At 33.4% G+C, this 24,407-nt stretch carries 16 protein-coding genes; 5 read left to right on the top strand and 11 right to left on the bottom strand.

All coding sequences use genetic code 11. The features are described from left to right. Window positions 1-56 precede the first annotated feature (56 nt). The gene (locus tag M4I23_RS03570) at window positions 57-2,357 is read right to left on the bottom strand and encodes a M28 family peptidase (protein WP_249753466.1); all 2,301 of its coding nucleotides are present in this window, start codon (window positions 2,355-2,357) and stop codon (window positions 57-59) included. 132 nt (window positions 2,358-2,489) lie between these two features. On the opposite strand from M4I23_RS03570, the gene M4I23_RS03565 reads away from it, so the two are divergent. Continuing rightward, entirely contained in the window at window positions 2,490-2,957 is a 468-nt protein-coding gene (locus M4I23_RS03565; RefSeq protein ID WP_158846916.1) for a CBS domain-containing protein, read from the top strand. A gap of 5 nt (window positions 2,958-2,962) precedes the next feature. Here the strand turns inward: M4I23_RS03565 and M4I23_RS03560 are convergent, their stop codons facing one another. The 3 genes from M4I23_RS03560 to M4I23_RS03550 are packed head-to-tail and all read right to left on the bottom strand — an operon-like array spanning window position 2,963 to window position 4,257. Further along, window positions 2,963-3,673, bottom strand: coding sequence for a hypothetical protein (locus M4I23_RS03560; RefSeq protein WP_249753465.1), 711 nt, complete (start codon window positions 3,671-3,673; stop codon window positions 2,963-2,965). Between the two features lie 7 nt (window positions 3,674-3,680). Continuing rightward, a complete protein-coding gene (locus M4I23_RS03555; protein WP_158846904.1) occupies window positions 3,681-4,031 on the bottom strand; it encodes a hypothetical protein in 351 nt (116 codons plus the stop codon). A 34-nt stretch (window positions 4,032-4,065) separates the two neighbouring features. After that, entirely contained in the window at window positions 4,066-4,257 is a 192-nt protein-coding gene (locus tag M4I23_RS03550; protein WP_249753464.1) for a hypothetical protein, read from the bottom strand. A 297-nt stretch (window positions 4,258-4,554) separates the two neighbouring features. Here M4I23_RS03550 and M4I23_RS03545 point away from each other — a divergent pair, with 297 nt between their 5' ends. Beyond that, complete coding sequence (locus M4I23_RS03545) at window positions 4,555-4,887, top strand: single-stranded DNA-binding protein (protein WP_158846901.1); 333 nt, start codon at window positions 4,555-4,557, stop codon at window positions 4,885-4,887. Between the two features lie 302 nt (window positions 4,888-5,189). Continuing rightward, window positions 5,190-7,553: a hybrid sensor histidine kinase/response regulator gene (locus tag M4I23_RS03540; RefSeq protein ID WP_249753463.1), complete on the top strand. Its 2,364-nt coding sequence runs from the start codon at window positions 5,190-5,192 to the stop codon at window positions 7,551-7,553. Between the two features lie 15 nt (window positions 7,554-7,568). On the opposite strand, the gene nadB is transcribed toward M4I23_RS03540, so the two are convergent. The 3 genes from nadB to M4I23_RS03525 form a co-directional block, all read right to left on the bottom strand. Then, window positions 7,569-9,125 carry an L-aspartate oxidase gene (nadB, locus tag M4I23_RS03535; RefSeq protein WP_249753462.1) on the bottom strand — a complete coding sequence of 519 codons (1,557 nt, stop codon included), beginning with the start codon at window positions 9,123-9,125 and terminating at the stop codon, window positions 7,569-7,571. Window position 9,126: 1 nt separating this feature from the next. Then, entirely contained in the window at window positions 9,127-10,053 is a 927-nt protein-coding gene (gene nadA, locus M4I23_RS03530) for a quinolinate synthase NadA (protein ID WP_249753461.1), read from the bottom strand. Window positions 10,054-10,243: 190 nt separating this feature from the next. Further along, window positions 10,244-12,052, bottom strand: coding sequence for a hypothetical protein (locus M4I23_RS03525; RefSeq protein WP_249753460.1), 1,809 nt, complete (start codon window positions 12,050-12,052; stop codon window positions 10,244-10,246). Between the two features lie 286 nt (window positions 12,053-12,338). Here M4I23_RS03525 and M4I23_RS03520 point away from each other — a divergent pair, with 286 nt between their 5' ends. After that, on the top strand, window positions 12,339-14,927 hold the full coding sequence (locus M4I23_RS03520; RefSeq protein ID WP_249753459.1) for a phosphoenolpyruvate carboxylase: 2,589 nt from the start codon (window positions 12,339-12,341) through the stop codon (window positions 14,925-14,927). Window positions 14,928-15,315: 388 nt separating this feature from the next. Here M4I23_RS03520 and M4I23_RS03515 read toward each other — a convergent pair whose 3' ends face one another. The 4 genes from M4I23_RS03515 to M4I23_RS03500 all read right to left on the bottom strand — a co-directional run bounded on the left by M4I23_RS03515 (window position 15,316) and on the right by M4I23_RS03500 (window position 19,434). After that, the gene (locus M4I23_RS03515) at window positions 15,316-16,548 is read right to left on the bottom strand and encodes an ammonium transporter (protein ID WP_249753458.1); all 1,233 of its coding nucleotides are present in this window, start codon (window positions 16,546-16,548) and stop codon (window positions 15,316-15,318) included. 21 nt (window positions 16,549-16,569) lie between these two features. After that, complete coding sequence (locus M4I23_RS03510; RefSeq protein ID WP_158846889.1) at window positions 16,570-16,908, bottom strand: P-II family nitrogen regulator; 339 nt, start codon at window positions 16,906-16,908, stop codon at window positions 16,570-16,572. 150 nt (window positions 16,909-17,058) lie between these two features. After that, window positions 17,059-18,348 (bottom strand): ammonium transporter, encoded by a 1,290-nt coding sequence (locus M4I23_RS03505; protein WP_249753598.1) that lies wholly within the window; start codon window positions 18,346-18,348, stop codon window positions 17,059-17,061. 84 nt (window positions 18,349-18,432) lie between these two features. Next, the gene (locus tag M4I23_RS03500; protein ID WP_158846887.1) at window positions 18,433-19,434 is read right to left on the bottom strand and encodes an outer membrane beta-barrel protein; all 1,002 of its coding nucleotides are present in this window, start codon (window positions 19,432-19,434) and stop codon (window positions 18,433-18,435) included. Between the two features lie 455 nt (window positions 19,435-19,889). Between M4I23_RS03500 and gltB the strand changes: the two genes are divergently transcribed. Beyond that, window positions 19,890-24,404, top strand: coding sequence for a glutamate synthase large subunit (gene gltB, locus M4I23_RS03495; RefSeq protein WP_233267622.1), 4,515 nt, complete (start codon window positions 19,890-19,892; stop codon window positions 24,402-24,404). Window positions 24,405-24,407 lie beyond the last annotated feature (3 nt).

The following is a 24,407-nucleotide window of genomic DNA, read 5'->3' as shown; positions in this document are numbered from 1 at the left end:
ACGCTAAAACTATAAAAAATAAGTATTTAAACTGTTAAAAGGTTACCAATATTTTGCTATTCGATGGTTATTGATTTTTTAATGATAACGGCATCATTTAAAACAAATGGTTTCGGAATCATGTTAGCAGCTCGTTCTGGTACGCTAAAACTTTCATCTTCTAACAAATCAAAAGATGTTTCATAAATAACAAATGTGGTTTTTTGTTTCTTCGGAAGTACTAATTGTATATCCAAAGGATCTTCATCTGAAATATAATAACTAAACAATCTATTAGTTTTACGCCTACCGAACACCAAGCCTGTTTTTTCATCTGCCCTAATAGCAACGCCATTTAATTTAGCAGCTTTAAAGACGTTTAACGAATCTGAAAACACTTCTATTCTATTTGCTTTTCGTTGTGATGTAATACATAACTCTACATGCCTAAAATCACCAATAATAGTATCGTAACCAATAGTCATTTGTGGTGCTTCTAATTTTTGAATAGAAGCCTCGGTAGAATAGGTAAAACTAGTTCCATATTTACTAGCAATGGTATAGTTTTTTATGGTTGTGGCTTCCATAGGGTGTTCACCTAAAAAAGGAATCGTCCAATCGTCCAAAACATTATCATAAGTTGCCCAAACCGCTTTGTTTTCATCTGCATCAAGAATATAGCACAAACTATTTGGCTTAGGGTTATCAGGTGTAAAACCGGAATTAATATGCGCTGAAATCAAAAAATATGTTGTGGCCAAAAAGAAACCATAGGACCATCTTTTTTTATGTTTGAAAATCCCAAAAACGGGTAATAATAATCCAAAAATTAAAACAACCAAAACCATTGAAGACACGAGCATTTTTAAACCTAAACCTACAGGAAACATTTGCACGAAATTAGACAATAACAAAAGTACAGGCAAAGCTAAAATAGCATGATTGATAATACTCAATTTTCTATTTCTAATTAACATGAAGAGGCTTAACAAACCGAAAAACAACGGAATAATTAAGAAACTCGCTCCTTTTAACAAAAATGCAACTGCAACAGAAATAACTAACCATAAAAACAACGGAGCTATTAATAAACTCGGCGTATTTTCAGGCTTGTAAACTTTATTGTAAACAAAGAAACATATGGCTAAAGACAGACAAGTAAAAGCAGCAATATAAGTATGGCCATTATAACTAAACCCTTGAAGAATTTCTCCATATCCCGGATAAATAAGTTTTAAAACCCGCCAAGCATACAAACCAATTACAGCCGAAATTATTAATGAAGTAAACATTGCTAAAAAACCTTTACCAACGTCGCTTCTGTTAAAAACACGTTTCCTTCCGCCATAGGCTAAAAGTGCGATAAATAAAACAACGGCAAGAATTACCATAGGAACTACCCAAGAAAATGGGTATTTCACCATTTTAAAAATAGGGACATTAAAATAAATAAAATCCTCATTACTTTTTAAAGCACTGAGGTTTGCTTCACTAAAATAGTTTAACAACGGCATTAAATAAGAGCCTTGATGTTCTAAGGTTTTTCTATCTAACCGCTCGTAAGTATCCATAGCCGTGTGATAATCGTAATGATCGTCTACAAATGCGAAATTAAAACCATCGATATCGGCATCTTCTCGAAACCGCGTTAAATCGGTATCATTTGGTAACATTTTATAAATACTATAAAACAATGAGTTTCCAACAGGGTATTCTGGATTTGCTTTCACAAAACCTTCAATTAAACCGGCATTACCATGGTTCGTTTCAACTAGCATTATACTTGGACCACCACTTCCACGGGCTTCAAAATTTAAAACTAAGCCTATGTTTTTTGCCCATTCATGCTGATTTACAAAAATATCGGCTCCGTTTAAGCCTAATTCTTCAGCATCTGAAATAAGAATAATTATATCGTTTTTAGGTGTTTTATTTTCACTTAAAAAGGCACGTAAACCTTCTAAAATAGTTACAACGCCAGATCCTGCATCACTCGCTCCCAATGAAGAGTGCGGATTACTATCATAATGCGTTAACAATAAAAGCGCTTTACCTTTTTCACGACCTTTAATTCGAGCAATTATATTTTTTGGTTTCGCCAAATTCCCCCAATCGCGTATGGAATAGGCTTCTTGAATTTGAGTTTCTAATCCTAATTTCTGTAATTGAGTTTCAATATAATTTCGAACTTCCAAATGTGCTTCACTTCCTAAAAAATGAGGTTCTTTCGAAATTTCTTTAAGATGTATTAGAGCGCGCTGAGTAGAAAAATTTTGGTTGGCTTCATCTAAATCGGATATATTTTGAGGTAGTAACGCCAAAAAACTCCAATAAATTCCGCCAACAATAATGAGTAAAGCCACTGCTTTTTTTATCATAACAATAACATATAAATTTTTATATCTAAATATACAATTTTTATAAATGCCAAGGTTTGGATTGAAGTTATTTTAGGAAAATTGAAATAAATTTCCTATATTTAGAATTACTTTAATCAAAACTAAACAACTATGGGGATAAAAAGTTTTCAAGGCGCGCGAAAGCAGCAAGCTAACGCAGTAGATAGCACACCGCTAAAGGTAAGTGACTATATGACAAGAGATTTAATTACATTTAGCCCGCAGCAAACTATAGAAAGTGTTATGCAAAAACTAATTACACACCGCATTTCTGGAGGGCCTGTCGTTAATGAAAAAAACGAATTGATTGGAGTAATCTCTGAAGGTGATTGTATTAAACAAATTAGCGAAAGTCGCTATTACAATATGCCTATGCAGGATAAAACTATTGAAAACCACATTACCATGAATGTGGACACTATTGATGGCAACATGAATATTTTTGATGCTGCCAACAAATTTTTATCAGCTAAACGCCGAAGATTCCCTATTGTAGAAAACGGTAAATTAGTTGGGCAAATTAGCCAAAAAGACGTTCTAAAAGCCGCTATGACTTTAAAAGGACAAAACTGGAAATAAACATATTACAATACATTAACACGCAACAAAGCTTTTGGTTCATCTGTAACTAAAAGCTTTTGCTTTTTTGTACCCGTAAGTATTAGTATTTTAGAATATGAATAACCTTCGAGAGGTTCGTTTAATTTTTTCCATTCTGCAACACCTTTTACAGCTATATCCTCGTCTAACTCAATAACACCTTCCCGATAACGCATTTGCTTATTAATCCCAAACAACCCCATACTTTTTTTACTGTACTCTTTTAAATAAGCTTCTAGTTTTTCTGGTGCATCATTTCTAAATCCAGAGTTTTTATTAAAATCTTTCACTAAATGAATATACTTAAAAGACTTATCTAAATTGGACGCTTTTACAATTGCTTTTTCGGTATTTGTTGCAATAAAAAAATCTTGACTTTTAACATCGTCTATAATTTTACGCCAATTCTTATCAGTTTTCACCTCGACCGTTACATGATAATACACGCATTTTCTACCACTTAGCGGAGCAATTAAAGGAACTTCAATATGTTTGGCATTACCTATAATTTTTGCGTACTCTTTTCTTTTAATACTATTTACACTTTTTTTACGGCTTTTTTTAAATTCACGAAGCATTCTATTTTTTTTATTGAAATAAAAAATTAAAACACCAATAATTATTACAGTCAAAAACATACAAACAGGAATTAAAACCTGTTTATTTTCTTCAAGAAATGATAAAATATTTTCCATAATTTAATTAACTGTCGCGTTTTACAAGTGCATAATAATCGCCTTCAAGTTCTAAATAGCCTTGATCGTAAACAAAATAATAAACCGTTTGCGCTTTGGTGGTATAAATACTTGTAAAGTAATTAAAATCGAAACCCGCCTCGATTAATTTTGCTCGCGAAGTTCGTGTTTTTTTATCAGGATTTAAAGTTTCTAGAACACGATAATTTTTCCGAAGCCTATTATTAGTATTTCGAATCAAGTTTTTACTATCCTTATTCACCCTATTATTATAAGCATTTCTGCAACCATCGGAACAGAATTTTTTATCAATCCTACCAATAATTTTATCTCCACATTCTGGACATTGTTTCTGCATAATTTTTCTTGGTTTTTTTAGTATCTGTATACTTTTACTTTTCTAACACCCAATCTATTAAATCCTTCCTATCTATAATTGACCAACTATGAGGATGCCGTTCCCCATTTGAACGAAATCCTTTATCCTTTGTTTGTATATACTCAATATCTTTAAAATTAGCCTTTTTCAAATTTTCTGAAAGTTTTTTAATATAGTAAGCATTCATTTCTTCGTATTCAGACATATAATGTTTCTTCCACCACAGTGTATCTGGCTCTGTGTAAAATCTAATTTTAGTGTTTTTTAAATCCGATTTTTCAATTTTGAGTGAGTTCCGCCAACAAATACCAACTCCCAAATATAATCAAAAACACATCCGTTTACAAACGACTACAAACATTTACAAACGATTTTAAATAAGTAATTACCGAATAAAACTTGGAAGCTGTAAGATATTTGCAGTGTTGAATCGATTGAGGTTCAATAGTATTAACTGTTTAACGAGCTTACCATAGACGGTAAGCATAAAAAAATTTAAATTATGAACGCACTTAGAAACAAAGTACAGTTGATTGGTAGATTAGGGCAAGACCCAGAAATTGTAAACTTTACCGATGGTAATAAAATGGCGAAATTTTCGCTAGCTACCGACGATAGTTACAAAGACAAAAATGGAAACAAAGTAGAGCGTGCTTACTGGCACAACATTGTGGTTAGAGGTGGCCTTGTAAAAGTTGTAGAAAGCTATGTTACCAAAGGAAAAGAAATTGCCATAGAGGGTAAATTAACAAACCGAAGCTACGACGATAAAGATGGAAACAAACGTTATGTTACAGAAATTGTTTGCAACGAATTACTCATGCTAGGAAAATAAAATAACACTTAGCCTAAAATATGTTTTATAATGCAGCTTTTAATTGAGGGATTAGGGCTGCATTTTTTTCATAAAATTATGTTATCAAATCTCAGTTTCATATCTCTAAAACAAGGCAAAAAAAATAATATCCATTAATTTTCAAAACTCAAAATTAAATAATAATTCTTATTTGAAGGAATTCAAACACACAAAAAGATCGATGAAATACATTTTTAATAGATTAAATGTAATAATTGTAATCATAAATATATATAAAAACGAATTATTTACTTATGTTTGGCGCTTTCAATGCCCCAAACATGAAGAGTTTCTTATTTATAATCTACATATTTAGTCTATGCTCATATGCGCAAGACGATGTATACTTCCCGGAAAAAAGCAAAGGAGAGTTATACGAATATGCCGAATTCACAAATGCAGGAAGCTTAGATTTAAACCTTAAAGATGTTAGAAGAAGCCCATTACTACATTTTCAAGAATTAGAATCAAATAATCAAAGTGCAGGATTCACATCAGATAATTATTGGATTCGTTTTAAACTCGAAAATAGTAATGCAGAATCTAAAACCTACTATTTAGAAACTGGCCGCCCTATCACAGATTTTGCCGAGCTTTATCAAATTTCAAAAACCAAAACTGAAATTTTTAAAAGTGGTGATCAAATTGATTTTAAAGACAAACAGGTTAATCATAGATCTACCATATTCAAAATTAAACTACCACCAAGCGAAACACAGCAAATTTATATTCATTTAAAGAGCGACGGAGAAACCATAAACTTGCCTTTAAACCTATATGATGAAGCCCTATTTTGGGAAAAAAACTACTTACAGCAATTTTTTCTAGGTTTATTTTATGGTTTACTACTTTTAGCTGGCATTATATACTTATTCTTTTATAATACTATAAAAGAAAAGGCCTTTTTGTATTATGGCCTCTACGTGTTTTCCATTTGTTTAATGCAAGCGGCATTAGATGGTTTTATACACGAATATATTTTTACAAATGCTAGCTTTATTAATAGCAGAATAGTACTTATAACTGCATTGTTTTCAAACTTCTATTTACTTAAATACTGCGAGCATTTTTTACATATAAATACTCATTTAAAATCATATAAAACCGCTTACTACGTTGCATACGGTATTCTCGCTCTTTTATTTATTTTAATATTTATAAACTCAAAATCGTTGGAAATTGTATATCCAATTAGCAATTTAAATGGCCTATTTAGCTTAATATTAATTTTATCGAGTGTTTTTACACTACGCTATAAAAACATTGAAATAGACTCTTATTTTTCTTTTGGTATTTTATTCTTAGTTATTGGCCTTTTAGGTTTTGTAATGAACAATTTAAGCTTAGTACCCAACAACTTTTATACTTTGAATAGCTCAAAATTCGGATCTGGTCTAGAGGTTATTTTCTTATCACTTTCTATGACCAACTTAATTAAATTTATGCGTATCCAAAAAGAAAAACTACAAGAGGAAGCTTTAATAAAATCGGAAGAAATAGGAGAACTTAAAACCTATTTTATGTCTAATATGAGCCACGAACTTAGAACGCCTATTAATGCCATAATGGGCATTGCAGAAATTGAATTAGGCCGGAAAAAAAATAAAAAAACCAACGAGTCTTTTGAAATTATAAAAAATGCTTCCATAAGTTTATTAAGCAATGTAAACGATATTATAGACTTTGAAAAAATTGAAAACAACAAATTAAAACTTAGCCCTGTAGTATTTAACCCAACCATTAAACTACAGGAGATTAGCGACAATTGGCAAATTGAAGCGGCAAAAAAAGGACTCGCTTATAAGTTTGATTTAGATAATAGAATTCCAGAAAAAATACTAGCCGACTCTACGCGATTTTTACAAATTATAAATAACGTTTTAGCTAATGCCTTAAAATTTACCGATAAAGGAAGTATTTATTTTAAATTAATTTGCAATGAAATAAACACAGACACTTGCCAGTTTTCCATTCAAATTTCGGACACCGGAATTGGTATTGATGAAAACTCCATAAAAAATGTATTTGAAAGCTTTAGTCAAATGCGCTTAAACCACAAACGCGAATTTGGCGGTATTGGTCTTGGCTTAACCATTGCCTACCATATTGTTAAATTATTTGATGGCGAAATAAAAATTAACAGCGAGATAAATAGAGGTACAAGTGTATTTATCAATTTAAACTTTAGATACATTTCCGAAGAACAAAAATCAGTTAAAAGCATTATAAACACTTATAGAAACAAACCCTTGAAAATCCTAATAGCCGAAGACAATAAGATAAACCAAATGGTATTATCACGAATTCTAAAAACGCAAAAAAACATATCGTTTACAATAACCAATAATGGAAAAGAAGCAATAGAAAACCTTAAAATCGAACATTTTGATATTATTCTAATGGATTTACAAATGCCAATAATGGATGGTTATGAAGCGACACAAATCATTAAAAACGGAAGTTTAGGATCAACGATAGAAAGTATTCCAATTATTGCAATTACTGCAGATGCGATTGATGAAACTAAAGAACATGTACTAAAACTTGGCATGTGCGATTACATTACCAAACCACTAAATCAAGATTTATTATTCGAAAAAATATACACCCACTGCTTTCCTGATAGTATTTTAAAAATTGCTTAAATTAAATTGAAGTTTTCAAACATTATCAATATTAAAATAACCACCCTTATTTTCTTTTCGTTCTAAGGATTGATTCACAATTAAATGGGCTACGTTTAGCATATTACGCAATTCGCATAGCGAAGTTGTTATCTTCGATTTTTTGTAAAACGCCTCCACTTCATCATAAATTAAATCCAAACGTTTAACAGCACTCTTAAGTCGGTCGTCGCTACGAACAATACCAACATAATCACGCATAATAGCCTGTAATTGTTTTAAGTTATGCTGAATAATAACATGCTCCTTAGCGATACTCGTACCTTTATCATCCCAATCCGGAATCTCTAAACTTGAAACCTCTAAAGCTTTATTGCTATGGTATTTAAAAATATTATGTGCATAAACCATAGCTTCTAATAAAGAATTTGATGCCAATCTATTTGCACCATGAAGCCCGGTATTTGTACACTCACCACAAGAAAATAAATTTTTAATAGATGTTTTCCCATCCATATCTACATCAATACCACCACACAAATAATGCGAAGCTGGAACTACAGGAATCCAATCGGTTTTTATATCAATATGGTTATCCAAACACTTTTGATAAATATTAGGAAAATGCGCTTTAAAAGCATCAATATCTAAATGAGAACAATCCAAAAACACGTGAGTTTCTCCAGATTTTTTAAGCTCACTATCAATACTTTGAGATACAATATCACGCGATGCTAATTCGGCACGCTCATCGTAATCTGGCATAAAACGATGTCCACTTTTATTACGCAAATAGGCACCAAAACCACGAACAGCTTCGGATATTAAAAAGGACGATTGATCGCCACGAACATCATACAAAGCCGTAGGATGAAACTGAACAAACTCCATATAGGAAATCTTTGTTTTAGCCCGGTATGCCATAGCAATACCATCTCCAGTTGCAATAACAGGATTGGTTGTATGACCGTAAACACGACCTATTCCACCAGAAGCTAATAAAGTGCTACTTGCTTTAATAGTGAATATTTCTCCCGATTTCTGGTTTAAAACATAAGCGCCGTAACAGCCTTTTTTAGATGGTTTTGGCTTTTTAATATGATGATTTGTTATTAAATCTATTGCAAAATGATGCGGCAGTAAAGTAATGTTTGGTAATTGATGCACACGCTTTAATAAAGCCATTTCAATTTCCAAACCGGTAATATCTTTGTGATGTACTATTCGAAATTCCGAATGCCCGCCTTCCTTACCTAAATCTAAATTCCCAATGGCATCTTCATCAAAATTAGCACCCCATTCCAATAACTCTTTTAAGCGATCTGGACCTTCATTAACCACCATTTCCACGACTTCCCTATTACAAAGTCCGTCGCCCGCAATCAATGTGTCATCTACATGTTTTTTAAACGAATCTTTTTCATGGTTTAAAACAATAGCAACACCACCTTGAGCATACTTAGTGTTCGATTCTTCCTCGGAAGATTTTGTTACTATAATAACATTCCTTTCCGGGAATTTCTCAGCAATTTTAACCGAAAACGTTAATCCTGCAATTCCTGAACCAATTACTAAATAGTCTGCCTTTACCATATTATTTTGAGAGTTCTAACATACGTTCAATTGGTAATAATGCGCGTTCACGAATTTTCTCGTCAACATCAATCTGCGGCGATTCGTTAAGTAAACAATCGTATAATTTTTGCATGGTATTCATTTTCATAAAATGACATTCACTACAAGCACAAGTATTATCTTCCTTTGCTGGTGCGGGAATTAATTCTGTGTTTGGCATTTCTTCTTGCATTTTATGCAGAATACCAGCTTCTGTAGCTACAATAAATTTTTCATCGGCATGCTCTCTAACAAAATTAATCATGCCTGAAGTAGAGCCAATATAAGTGGCTGTATCCAAAATATGAGTTTCAGATTCTGGATGCGCTATAATTTTATGAGCTGGATATTTTTTATGTAATTCAATTAATTTATCAATAGAAAATGCTTCATGAACAATACAACTACCGTCCCAAAGTAACATATCACGCCCAGTTTCATTAATTATGTATTGTCCTAAATTTCTATCTGGAGCAAATATAATTGGCGTTTCTTTTGGTATAGATTGCACTATTTTCAATGCATTGGAAGAAGTACAAACAATATCACTTAATGCCTTAATTTCAGCAGAACAATTCACGTAAGTGATCACCACATGATTGGGATGTTCTTTTGTAAACGCTTCAAAATCTGCTGGCGGACAAGAATCGGCTAGAGAGCATCCTGCATTTACATCTGGTAAAACAACGGTTTTAGATGGATTTAAAATCTTCGCAGTTTCGGCCATAAAATGCACACCCGCAAATACAATAATATCAGCATCGGTTTCGGCTGCCTTTTGAGACAAACCTAAACTATCACCAACATAATCGGCTATATCTTGGATTTCTGGCACCTGATAATAGTGCGCCAAAATAACAGCATTTTTTTCCTTTTTTAAACGATTTATTTCTTTTACTAAATCCATGTTATTCCTCATTTAATTACAAATATCTTAATTAAAATGCGTATTAAATTCAGAATCGCCTAAAAAAACCTTGGGAATAAAAAACAAGCATTCTTTTTATAAAATCTTTAAATTATTGTTAAGTAAACTCTTAAATAAATAACAAAAAGAAAAAAGCGCTTTGTTATAATACAAACAAAGCGCTTTAATTTTATGCTTTAATAGTCAAACTTTGAATTTCTAATTGAATCTCGTTTAAAGTAAGTTCTCCTTTAAAAAGTTCTGATAAAACAGATTCTTTAATATCTAAAAACTCATTTTTGAAATTATTAAAAAGTGACTGATAATACGCAACACCCATTTTCATATTTTTAGTAAAATTGATTAAGTATTTCTCATCTTTTTTACTCATAGAAACTCTAGCCTCTGCTAATTTATTTTTTAAAAAATCAATATAAATATCTAGCTCTTTAATAAATAAATTAGGCCTATCTGTGCGAGAAACCATATTATCACGCCCGTAAATATGATCGGTAATATTCTTCAAGCTCATTATTTTAGAATAATAAGCCATGTTTGGTCCCGGACAAACAGAAACACCTTCTCCTTCCGTTTTAGTATCAAGACCATACGCTAAAAGTGCCGAAGTACCCAAGCCTACACAAGTGCAAGATTTTTCAATAATTTTATTGTATTGATTTTGATAGTTTTCTGGAGATAACTCTTGTTCTTTTAAAGCTTTTATTTTAAAATGCTGATATTCTCTTGATGCGGTACAAACTCCAGACTCTTTAAACTCTTTATTCATAGCCACAAATTTCTTAGGACAAGAACTACCAGGCCTTCCTTTATCTATTAAAACTTGTTTTTCAGCATCTTTCGTATTGTCCCTAAGGTTATTAAAAGGCACACCTAACGGAGAAACATCGCTTAAATACAAATCTTTTTCTTCAGCTTTAGCTAACATATCTAAAGTTCCTTTATCCACAGCTGTGGCTTCTGGCACTAATAAAAATGGACTACCCCAACCTATAGAATCTAAATTATAATGGTTTAGTAAAAAATCATGTTCTTCATAAGTTCCTACACCGCCTTGTGCTGTAATTTCAAAACTTAATTCTTCATCAGGAATTGCTCTATTTTGATTTAAAAGTTCCTGATTTAATACGCTATAAATAGCTTTTTGAAGTTCATCTCTATTCGCCTTAAACTCTGCCAAAACAGGTCCTAAAAGATATCCCTCGGTTGCGAAAGCATGGCCACCACAATTTAAACCAGATTCGATTCTGTATTCCGAAACCCATAAACCTTTTTTTGCTAAAAATTTACCTTGAATTAATGCCGATCTATAATCGCTAACCTTCAAAATAATACGCTTATTTAAAAGTCCATTTTCATCTGGAAAAAAATCATTAAATTGAGACATATACGCGTACAATCTCGGGTTCATCCCTGCAGAAAGTACTACGGAAGAATTTAATTTACTATTAGCAAAACCACGCAATGCAGCATGTGCATCGTTAAATTCTACTGGTAATTTTTCATCCTTTATGTAATTATCTTTATCCACCTTTGTCATGATATTAACATCGATGGCTCCCATAGATAAATTACTAGCAACCCAGTTTTTAACCTTAGAAAAATCTAATTCTTTAGATGTTAATTTTTCGAACTCAGATTTCATTTTAGATCCATCAGGCAACATACTGATATAATTAAAAAGTTCTTCGCTTTTTTCTGCCGAAACATTTTTTAATTCTTCAAATTTCTTGCTTGCTAAATCGCTAATTAGATTTAAATAAGAGGTAACTCTTTTGGCTCTAAAATCTTCTATTTTATCTGTAATCTCATGATAAGGAACCTCAAATTTTTCGCTGTACATTTTCCTTAATTTTTCAAGTAGAATATCATCTACCAAAGAAATTACAGAATCCATACCATACTGTGCAACTTTTAAAGGCGTATCTATCGTAAATCCTATTCCCATTACAGGAATATGAAATGAATGTGTATTTTTCATGTTAAGTCAATTAATCAACAAAAGTACAACAGGAATAGGCGCATAAAAATGACATATATCATACTTTTAAACCGTTAAAATGATTTTGTTCTAACCATAGCAGTTAAGAAAAACAGTTATTCTACCCCACTTTATTATAAACAATATGACATAATTAACTTTTTTTTTAATTATTCATAATAAGAAACCTACAAACAACAAAAATTAATAAAACTTTACACAGCCTGCTATGATTAAGAATTGCTTTAGTACTTTTATGTTTTAATTCTAGAATAGAAACAAAATCATGTCTGTAGAGCCAAAATTAACACGATTTAATCAAAGTGTGTTGTCTAAATACCAAATTTACAATAGTATTTTTATGACATTACCATTTGATACTATAACAAAAACTGGCGTATTACTGCCGTTGTTTCACGAAACTTGCGAAAAAGGATTTCAGCAAGGTGACGACCCAACAACCATTGTAGATACGTTTTTTAAAAAATATCAAGGTCGTAGGTCTGAGGAAAGTCAAATAAACCTTTTGTTTCGTTTTATTCAATACATAGAGCGCCAAGTAGTATTGTTTGATGCTGTTGAAGATGCCGCCTTCCCTATTGTAAATAATATGGATGGTATTGGAACACTTAGAAACCTTAAAGAAACGGCCACTTCGGAAAACCAATTAGAAGCACTTCAAGATTATCTTGAAGAGTTTAAAGTCCGCATTGTTTTAACGGCTCACCCAACACAATTTTACCCAGGTTCTGTTTTAGGTATTATTACCGATTTATCTAACGCTGTAAAAGAAAACAACCTAAACGGTATTAACGATTTGTTTGCACAATTAGGAAAAACACCATTTTTCAAACGTGAAAAACCAACACCTTACCATGAAGCTAAAAGCTTAATTTGGTATTTAGAAAATGTGTTTTACGAATCGTTTGGAGATATTTACAACTATATCCAAACAAATATTTACGACGATACTAAAAAGCATAACGAAATAATAAACATTGGCTTTTGGCCAGGTGGAGATAGAGACGGAAACCCGTTTGTTAAGCCAAACACTACAGTAAAAGTTGCTAATAAATTAAAACAATCTATACTTAAAAAATACTATGCCGATCTTAGAAACTTAAGACGTAAACTAACGTTTAGAGGTGTAGAAGAGCGTATTATTAAGCTTGAAACTATTTTATACAATTACAGTATAAACTTAAAAACCGAAAAAACGATAACCGCTAAAGAGCTTCTTAGAGAGTTATTAAACATTAGAGACATAATTAAAGCCGACCATCAGTCACTTTACATTCACGAAATTAATAGCTTAATTAATAAAATCCATCTGTTCGGGTTCAATTTTGCATCTTTAGATATCAGGCAAGATAGCCGTATTCACCACACGGTGTTTACTACGGTTATTGATAATTTAATTGAAAAAAACCACCCATCATTTCCTAAAAACTATCATAAATTATCAGACGAAGAACAAGTTCAAATTCTTTCGGAAGTAAGTGGTGATAAAATAGATATTGATGTTTTTGAAGACGAAATGGTAAGCAACACGCTTAAAACCATTAAAGCCATCAAAAAAATCCAAAAAACAAATGGTGAACGCGGTGCAAACCGATACATAATTAGTAACAACCAAACCGCATTAAACGTTATGCAACTTTTTGCTATGCTAAAATTAGTAGCGTTTAAAGATGATTTAACGGTGGATGTTGCTCCTCTTTTTGAAACCATTCCAGATTTAGAAAACGCTGCAGGCGTTATGGAACAGTTATACAACAACCCTACATATCGCGCACATTTAGAAAAACGAGATAACAAGCAAACTATAATGCTAGGCTTCTCTGACGGTACAAAAGATGGTGGATACCTTATGGCAAACTGGGGAATTTACAAAGCAAAAGAACGCTTAACTACCATTTCTAGAGAACACGGTATTACAGCCATTTTCTTTGATGGTCGTGGTGGCCCTCCAGCACGTGGTGGTGGAAAAACACACCAATTCTACTCATCTTTAGGTCCAACAATTGAGGATAAAGAAGTACAATTAACCATACAAGGGCAAACTATTAGTTCTAATTTCGGTACCTTAGAATCATCTCAATACAATTTAGAACAATTAATAAGTTCTGGCATCTCTAACCGACTTGGTAAAAACAACGAAGCCATGAGCCAAGAAGATAAAGTTGTAATGAACGATCTAGCCGAAACAAGCTACACCGCTTATAAAGATTTTAAAAGTCACGACATGTTTATCCCGTATTTGGAACGCATGAGTACCTTAAAATACTATGCTAAAACAAATATTGGTTCGCGTCCATCAAAACGAGGAAGTTCAGATAAGTTAGTCTTTTCAGATTTAAGAGCCATTCCTTTTGTAGGTTCTTGGAGTCAGTTAAAACAAAACGTACCAGGTTTCTTTGGTGTAGGTAAAGCATTAAAAGCATACGAAGATCGTGGTGAATTTCATAAAGTTGAGCAATTGTATAACAACTCAAAATTCTTTAAAACACTGTTAGAAAACAGTATGATGTCTTTAACAAAATCGTTTTTCGATTTAACAAAATACATGTCCAAAGACGAAGAGTTTGGAGCCTTTTGGGATATTATTCATAACGAGTATTTATCCACCAAAGCCTTATTACTTAAGCTAACAGGCTACAAAGAACTTATGGAGAATGAGCCTGCAGGCCGTGCCTCTATTCAAGTTCGTGAATCTATCGTGCTTCCATTGCTTACTATACAGCAATACGCCCTTAAAAAGATTCAAGAATTAGAAAAAGCCGAAGTTCGTGACGAAGAACAAATTAAAATATTTGAAAAAATTGTTACACGTTCATTATTCGGAAACATTAATGCAAGTAGAAACTCAGCATAATATAAAGTTTACATAAAACAAGTAAAAGCCTCCTAAAATAGGGGGCTTTTTTAATTCAAATAAGTTTGTGTTTTTGGGCGCAACCCTTTGGGTCGGGCTATTCGCTGCAAGTCCTCGCCACCCCAATTACCATTGGTGCAGCTGTGGGCTTTCCACTGCTATCCCTTGCGCATAGCGCATAGATTGCAGCTATGGTTTACATAGGCTATCAAAAGCTAAAACCTCTACTCCTTAAACTATATAAAAGCACGCGTGATCAAAATATTAAAAATCATTCATAAAACACAAAATCGTAATCAATAAATTTCAAACAAAAAAAAGGGTGTTTCACATAAAGCAAAACACCCTTCAATTAAAAAATATAAGTGATTAGTTAAATAGTTCGAATTTAATGATCGTTAGATCTAAAATCAGGATATGCTTCCATTCCATGCTCATGAGAATCCAAACCTTCAAGTTCTTCTTTCTCAGAAACGCGAATACCAACAACCTTCTTCAATGTAAATATAATAATAAACGAGGTTATTAAACAAAAACCAGCATAACAAGCCACACCAATTAATTGCGCCATAAAGTTATGTTCTGGGTTGGTTGAAAATATACCAACTGCTAAAGTTCCCCAAATACCACAAATTAAATGCACGGCAATAGCACCAACAGGATCATCAAGTTTTAAAGCATCAACACAACTAACAGCTAACACAATAAGTACACCTGCAATAGCACCAATAATAATAGCACTAGTAGGCGTCATAACATCTGCTCCTGCAGTAATACCTACCAAACCACCTAAAATACCATTTAAAAACATGGTTAAATCAAGGTTTTTGTATTTTAAAAAAGTAAACAAAGCAGCAACAATACCACCAGCAGAAGCAGCTAAACAGGTAGTTACTAATGTTAAAGATGTTAATTCTGGATTAGCAGAAAGCACAGAACCCCCGTTAAAACCAAACCACCCTAACCAAAGGATTAAAACACCTGCGGTTGCTAAAGGTATATTATGGCCAGGAATAGCCTGAGGCTTTCCATTCTTAAATTTCCCGATACGAGGACCTAATAAGAAAACAGCAACTAATGCCGCCCAACCACCTACAGAGTGAACTAAAGTAGAACCTGCGAAATCGTAAAAACCAAGTTGATCTAAAAATCCGCCACCCCATTTCCATGATCCAGCTATTGGATATACAAATCCAACGTAGATTATAGTAAAAATCATGAATGGTCCAATTTTCATACGTTCGGCAACTGCTCCAGAAACAATAGTTGCAGCGGTTGCAGCAAACATACCTTGAAACAAAAAGTCTGTCCAATATGTATACCCTTCATTATATGTTAAATCTAAAGCACCTTCTGCTGTTAATGGAGAATCTAATCCAAAGCCGGCAAAACCAAAAATCCCTGCAGAACCTTCAGCAAAATCAGGATACATTAAATTAAAGCCCACTAAACAATATAAGAGTAAGCCAATAGTAACGATAAAAATATTTTTAAATAATATGTTTAATGTATTTTTCTGTCTCGTTAGTCCAATTTCTAAAAATGCAAAACCTGTATGCATAAAGAAAACTAAAGCCGTACAGATCATCATCCATACATTATTTATTGTAAGTAATTCCATGTTATTAGTTTAAGTCTATAATTATTTTAATGTGTCGCTTCCTTTTTCACCGGTTCTTATACGGTAGCATTCCTGTACATCGGATACAAATATTTTGCCATCGCCAACTTCTCCTGTTCCTGCAGAATCAATAATTGTTTGTACTGTTGCATCAGCAAAATCATCGTTTACAACAATGGAAAGATATCTACGCTGTATATCACTAGTGCTATAACTAACACCACGATAAACATGCCCTTCCTTCTCATTTCCAAGACCGGTTACGTCCCAATAAGAAAAAAAGATAACACCTATTTCATGCAAAGCTTCTTTAACTACACGGTATTTAGATTTTCTAATAATCGCTTCAATTTTTTTCATAATTTAATTCTTAATAAGTTTAGTTCGTTAAAGTAAAAAATATTTAAGTTCTATAAACTAGAATTCAAGTGGTTTCTCAAATAGTTATAAACGTCCAAAAAGATGCCTTGTTCAGACATCTTTTTGGATATTTATAAATTATAACATATTTTATTCTTCTTCAATTTCTCTTTGTCTCTTACCAGGGTAAGCGATAGATCCATGTTCGTACCAGTCAAGACCATCAATTTCTTCTTTTTCAGAAACTCTTAAGCCCCATATCTTTTTCATAATTCCTAAGAAAATAAAAGATAATCCAATAGCCCATGCAGCATATGCTAAAACTCCGATAGCTTGTGCGCCTAATTGAGCAGCACCTCCACCATTAAATATTCCAATTCCAGCATCACCATCAACACCCCAAAGACCAATAACTAAAGTCCCCCAAGCACCACAAACACCGTGTACTGAAATAGCACCTACAGCATCATCAATTTTTAATGTTTTTTCAACAAAACCAATTGCAAATACAACAAGTATACCACCAACAAGACCAGCTAATACAGCACCGCCTTCGCTCATGTTACCACAACCAGCAGTAATACTTACTAAACCAGCAAGCGCACCATTTAAAGTCATACTTAAATTTGGTTTTCCATTTTTAAACCAAGTTAAAAGCAAAGCACCTAAAGCACCAGCAGAAGCCGCTAAGTTAGTTACTAAAACAACTTGAGAAGCAGCAATAGCATCATCTCCACCCCAAGCTAATTGAGAACCACCGTTAAAACCAAACCATCCTAACCAAAGAATAAATACACCTAAAGTAGCGTACATTTGGTTATGACCGTGCATTTCAACAGGTTTACCATCAAGGTATTTTCCAATTCTAGGACCTACCATCCAAGCAGCAACAAGTGCAGCCCATCCACCCACAGAGTGAACAATAGACGATCCAGCAAAATCGATAAATTCAGCAGGCATAATTCCATCGGTATTGTTTAACCAACCACCATTCCATTCCCAACCACCAGCGATTGGATAAATGAATGCAGTTAAAACAACACTAAAAATAGCGTACGTTGTAAATTTTGTTCTTCCGGCTATAGCTCCAGAAACAATAGTTGCAGCGGTTGCAGCAAATACAGTTTGGAAGAATAAATCGGCAGCGCCTTGAGAGAATATAAAGCCTCCCCAGTGAAAAAATCCACCACCTTGATCTGCTCCGTACATTAAAGAGTATCCTATAAACCAGAAGGCTAAAGAACCTACAGCAATATCTAGGAAGTTTTTCATGGCGATGTTTACGGCATTCTTAGAATCCGTCATCCCTGACTCTACTAAGAAAAACCCGGCTTGCATAAAGAACACCAGAATACCTGAGATAAGCATCCACAGCATTCCCATATCGCCCTCGATAGCAGCAGTATCCTGAATTAATAAAGGTAAATTTAATATTGACATCATATTATATTTTTTTTGGTTAGTTAATAATAGCACTATTAAATCCCTGCTTGGTTTAAGCAGGGATTTATAATATTTTAAAGCTTAGAAAGAGTAAATCGCAGCTAAAGTAAATGCAGCTAAACTTTTAGAAGCTACCCCATCACTATCTGGAAAGTTAATTACATCTTCAGAAGCACTATCTAAACGTAATTCAGGCTTAATAATTAAGTTTTCTAAAGTATAACTACCTGTTAATGTAACACCTAAAATACTCTCATCAGCTGGTAAGTTTCCTAAAACTCCTCCATCTTCAAGTTGTTGAAAATATTCTGCTCTTAATCCTACTGTAAAAGAATCAGAAGTTGCTAATTGAGGGTATAATGCAGCACCGTAAAAACCAGCACCATCATTATCTTGGTAAGCAGCATTTATTCCTAAAAAGAAATCATCAGATAAATCAAAACCACCTGTATAGTCTACTTCAAAACCAATACCTGCACCACCATCATAATAAAAGTTTAAGAATTGTCCAGAGTATCCTAATTGAGCACCTAAAGCATAATCACCTGTCATATTATTATTAACATCAGTAACATTCATTAAGGCAGCCATTAAGCTAAAATCATCAGATAAAGCAAAATCTGCTTTTAAACCAACATGAGAAAACGGACCATAAGAGAACATATAAGATGTACTATAGTTAAAGTTTCCAACTGGAGAAATCACCTCATAACCTAAGTAAGTATTAAAACGACCCATTGTTAAAGTTGTGCTTTCAGATACATTCCAGTAAGCATATAATTGATTAATAAAAACATCTGAACCCGATCCTACTGCTTGCAGACCTCTAGTTCCGAAAGCTAAATCTGCTACCATACCAGTTGTTGCCCCATCATAAGAAGCAATAATGTTAGCCATTCCTAATGCAAAACCTGTTTGGTCAGCAAATGAAGACTCAGTTGCAGGAGATCCAACATCCGATGCCGTTAAAACAGTTCTGTAGTAAGCATCAACACTACCACTTATTGATAATTTTGATTCATCTTCTTGAGCAAAGCCTATTGCAGCAACAAAAAGCATCGAAAGTGTAATAATTTTTTTCATAATTGTGTTCATTTTTAAGTTATTAGTTTTTTGGTTTATTTAATAAGAACTATCCAAAACTATGTTAAAATATCTTAAACCCTGCAAAAAACAGGGTGTTTTACCTCATTTTTATCAATTACACAATTTTACCCCTAATTTTTTAGGGGTCTTCTTGTGATTATTTTTATTTTTTGATTTTTCAACAAACACATTGTTTGAATTATTGTTAGTCTTTTGCAAAAAACAATAGCATTCTTTCCATTAAAACAGACAAATACTACCATTAATTCATATATCTATAATTATCATTAAAAAAAAACGAATTGAGTATTTATTAAAAAACCATCATACTTATTGATATATACCTATTTTAATCTTCGCTTCGCCTAAAAAATCGAAATAATGAATTGCCCCTATTGTATTTTAAACACTAGTACATATCTTTACAATTCAACTCAAGTTTTTAAACGATTATGCTGAAGAAACAAGGACTCTATTTACCAGAATTTGAACACGAAAACTGTGGCGCTGGTTTTATTTGTAATCTTAAAGGAGAAAAAACAAATCAAATCATACATGATGCGCTAGAAATTCTAGTAAAATTAGAACACCGTGGAGGCGTTAGTGCCGACGGAAAAACCGGTGATGGCGCTGGTTTATTAATAGATATTCCACACGATTATTTTAAACGCGTATGCGATTTCAGTATTCCTGAGCAAAGAGAATATGCCGTAGGTATGGTGTTTTTACCAAAGGTGAAAAATCAATATAACTTTTGTAAAACAACCTTCGAAAACGAAGTTAAAACACAAGGCCTTTCTATTTTAGGATGGCGTGAAGTCCCTGTCGATTCTTCGCAATTAGGACCAATTGCAGCAGCATCCGAACCAAACATTGAGCAATTATTTGTTGGTAAAACAGAAGACATTACCGATGCCGATTTTAAAGCGAAATTATATGCCGCTAGAAAAATAACAGAACACACCATTCGTGATTCTAAAATTTCTGAAAGCATTTACTTTTACGTTCCAAGTTTTTCTACAAGTACCTTAATATACAAAGGTATTATTATGCCCGAAGATATTGGGCCTTATTATACCGACTTACAGCAAATAGATTTAGTGACTCGTTTAGCTTTGGTACACCAACGTTTCTCGACCAACACTATGCCTACTTGGGAATTAGCACAACCGTTTAGATACATGTGCCAGAATGGTGAAATTAATACCCTTCGTGGAAATGTAAGTAGAATGCGTGTTCGTGAAGAAATCATGAAAAGTGATGTTTTTGGACCGCAAATAGATAAATTATTCCCAATTATTCTTCCAGGAAAATCCGATTCGGCTTCTATGGATATGGTTGTGGAATTATTAACACATACTGGCCGATCGTTACCAGAAATCATGATGATGATGATCCCTGAAGCTTGGGAAAAACACGCTACCATGTCTAAGGAGCGTAAAGCATTTTACGAGTATAACGCTTGTATTATGGAACCTTGGGATGGTCCTGCATCTGTACCATTTACAGATGGTGATTATGTTGGTGCTTTATTAGATAGAAATGGTTTAAGACCATCAAGATATACAGTTACTAAAAGCGGAAAATTAATCATGTCATCAGAAATTGGTGTGGTTGATATCGCTCCGGAAGATATTGAAAGACACGGACGTTTAGAGCCAGGAAAAATGTTCTTGGTAGATATGAACAAGGGTCGTATTATCGAAGATGAAGAAATAAAAAGTAAAATCGTTTCAGAAAGACCATATAAAGAATGGTTAGACAAAACGAGACTTCATCTAAAAGATATACCTTATGATAACGAAACTTGCTCGATAGAAACTATTGATATAAAAACAAGACAACGTTTATTTAACTATACGTTTGAAGATATTCAAGAAGTTATTACGCCAATGGCTATTGTTGGAAAAGAAGCTTTAGGCTCTATGGGGATCGATACACCTTTAGCTGTTTTATCGGATAGACCTCAACTTATTTCAAACTACTTTAAACAATTATTTGCACAAGTTACCAACCCTCCATTAGATGGTATTCGTGAAGAAATAGTAACAGATATTAGTTTAAACCTTGGTAAAGACAGAAACATTTTCAGTATTACCGATAGACAATGTAGAAAACTTAGAATTCAAAATCCGGTAATTTCTAATCCCGATTTAGAAAAAATAAGAAACATTTCAGTTGAAGGTTTTAAGGCAGAAACTATTCAAATGTTATATCCAAAAGCACAAGGGCTTAACGGTCTAGAAGATGCCTTGGAAGATGTTATAGTACAAATAGAAAAAGCATTAGATCGCAAAACAAACATCATTATCCTTTCCGATAGAGGTGTAAATAAAGAGTTTGCTCCAATTCCATGTTTATTAGCTTGTTCTTATGTTAACCACCAATTAAACCGTTTACGTAAGCGTTCTCACTTCGATATCATTATCGAATCTGCAGAACCTCGTGAACCACATCATTTTGCAACTTTATTTGGTTATGGCGCAAGTGCTGTTAACCCTTATATGGTAAACGAAATTATTAGAATGCAAGTTAAAGAAGGCTTCATTACTGGTATGGACGAGCAAAAAGCGGTTGATAATTTCAACAAAGCGATTGGAAAAGGTATTTTAAAAGTAATGAACAAAATTGGAATCTCTACATTACACTCATACAGAGGTTCTCAAATTTTCGAAATTGTTGGTTTCAACTCTCAATTTGTTGAAAAATATTTCCCTTATACCGCTTCAAGAATTGAAGGTATAGGTTTATATGAAATTGAAAAAGAAATTAACGAACGTTATAAACAAGCCTACCCAGATAATACTATTGATAAAAACTTAGGATTAAATATTGGTGGCGATTACCGTTGGAGAAGAAATGGCGAACGCCACTTATTCAACCCAACAACGGTTGCTAAACTTCAACAAGCCGTTCGCTTAAGCGACCAGGCAAGTTATGATGTTTATGCAAAAGCGATCAACGAGCAATCGGAAAACTTAATGACTATTCGTGGTTTATTTGAATTCGACAACTTAGATCCTATTCCTTTAGAAGAAGTAGAACCATGGACCGAAATCGTTAAACGATTCAAAACAGGTGCTATGTCTTACGGATCTATTTCTCGTGAAGCTCACGAAAACTTAGCGATTGCTATGAACCGTATTGGAGGTAAATCTAATTCTGGTGAAGGTGGAGAAGATCGTAGACGTTTCCAAAAAGATAGTAATGGAGATAGTAGAAACTCTGCAATTAAGCAAGTAGCTTCTGGTCGTTTTGGAGTAACTTCTCACTATTTAACTAGTGCAAAGGAAATTCAAATAAAAATGGCTCAAGGTGCAAAACCTGGAGAAGGGGGACAGTTACCAGGACATAAAGTATTGCCTTGGATTGCTGAAACAAGAAACTCAACACCATTTGTTGGTTTAATTTCACCACCGCCGCATCACGATATTTATTCTATTGAAGATTTAGCGCAGCTTATCTACGATTTAAAAAATGCGAATCGTGAAGCAAGAATTAACGTAAAATTAGTTTCTGAAGTTGGTGTAGGTACAATTGCAGCCGGTGTTTCTAAAGCAAAAGCAGATGTGGTTCTTATATCTGGATACGATGGAGGAACAGGAGCTTCACCGCTTACCTCATTAAAACACGCTGGTTTACCTTGGGAACTTGGTTTAGCCGAAGCACAACAAACTTTAGTTTTAAACAACCTTAGAAGTCGTATTGTTGTAGAATGTGATGGCCAATTAAAAACAGGTCGTGATGTTGCAATCGCAGCTTTATTAGGAGCAGAAGAATTTGGATTTGCAACGGCACCATTAGTAGCTTCTGGATGTATCATGATGCGTAAGTGTCATTTAAATACATGCCCAGTTGGTATCGCCACTCAAGATAAAGAGTTACGTAAAAACTTTAAAGGCACACCAGAGCACGTTATTAACTTCTTCTTCTATATAGCGGAAGAATTAAGAGCAATAATGGCGCAATTAGGTTTTAGAACTTTAGGAGAAATGGTTGGGCAAACCCACAAAATCAATTCTAATAAAGCCATAAACCATTATAAAGCAAAAGGTTTGGATTTATCGGCTATTTTACACAGACCAGAGGCATACAAATCAATGCCTATTAAAAACACCGAGCAACAAGATCATAATTTAGATAACGTTATTGATTTTAGAATTCTTAAAGATTCGCATCGTGCACTTTACAGAAAAGAAAAAATGAACTTATCGTATCCTATTAAAAACACAGACCGTTCGGTTGGTGCGATTGTAAGTAATGAAATTTCTAAAATTTACGGACATCTTGGTTTACCAGAAGATACTTTAAATATTAAATTCACAGGTTCTGCTGGGCAAAGTTTTGGCGCTTTCGGAGCTCATGGCTTAACATTTATGGTTGATGGAAATACCAACGATTATTTAGGTAAAGGTTTATCTGGAGCTAAATTAATCGTGAAGAAACCAGAAAAAGCAGATTTCTTAGCTGAAAAAAATATTATAGTTGGTAACGTTTGTTTATTTGGAGCCGTTCAAGGTGAAGCTTATATAAATGGTATTGCAGGCGAACGTTTTGCAGTAAGAAACTCTGGAGCAACTGCGGTTGTAGAAGGTGTAGGTGATCACTGTTGTGAATACATGACAGGTGGTAAAGTAATTGTTCTTGGTTCTACAGGAAGAAACTTTGCTGCAGGTATGAGTGGTGGTATCGCTTATGTTTACGATCCAGAAAATAAATTTGTAAACGGACTTTGTAATACTGAAACTATAGATTTTGAAGATATTACAGCAGAAGATGCAGCCGATTTAAGAGCAACTATCCAAAATCACGTAACATACACGGAAAGTAAATTAGGTAAAAGATTACTGGAAGATTGGGATACAAGCTTAAGCAATTTTGTTCGCGTTATGCCAACAGAATACAAAAGCGCTTTAATACGCTTAGCAACTGAAGAACCAATGGTAGAAGAATTAACAATAGGATAGGCA

Origin of the sequence: Algibacter sp. L4_22 (assembly GCF_023473045.1) — a bacterium.
In the GTDB taxonomy this organism is placed as follows: Bacteria; Bacteroidota; Bacteroidia; order Flavobacteriales; family Flavobacteriaceae; genus Algibacter.
This window is presented reverse-complemented; position numbering and strand designations above follow the sequence as displayed.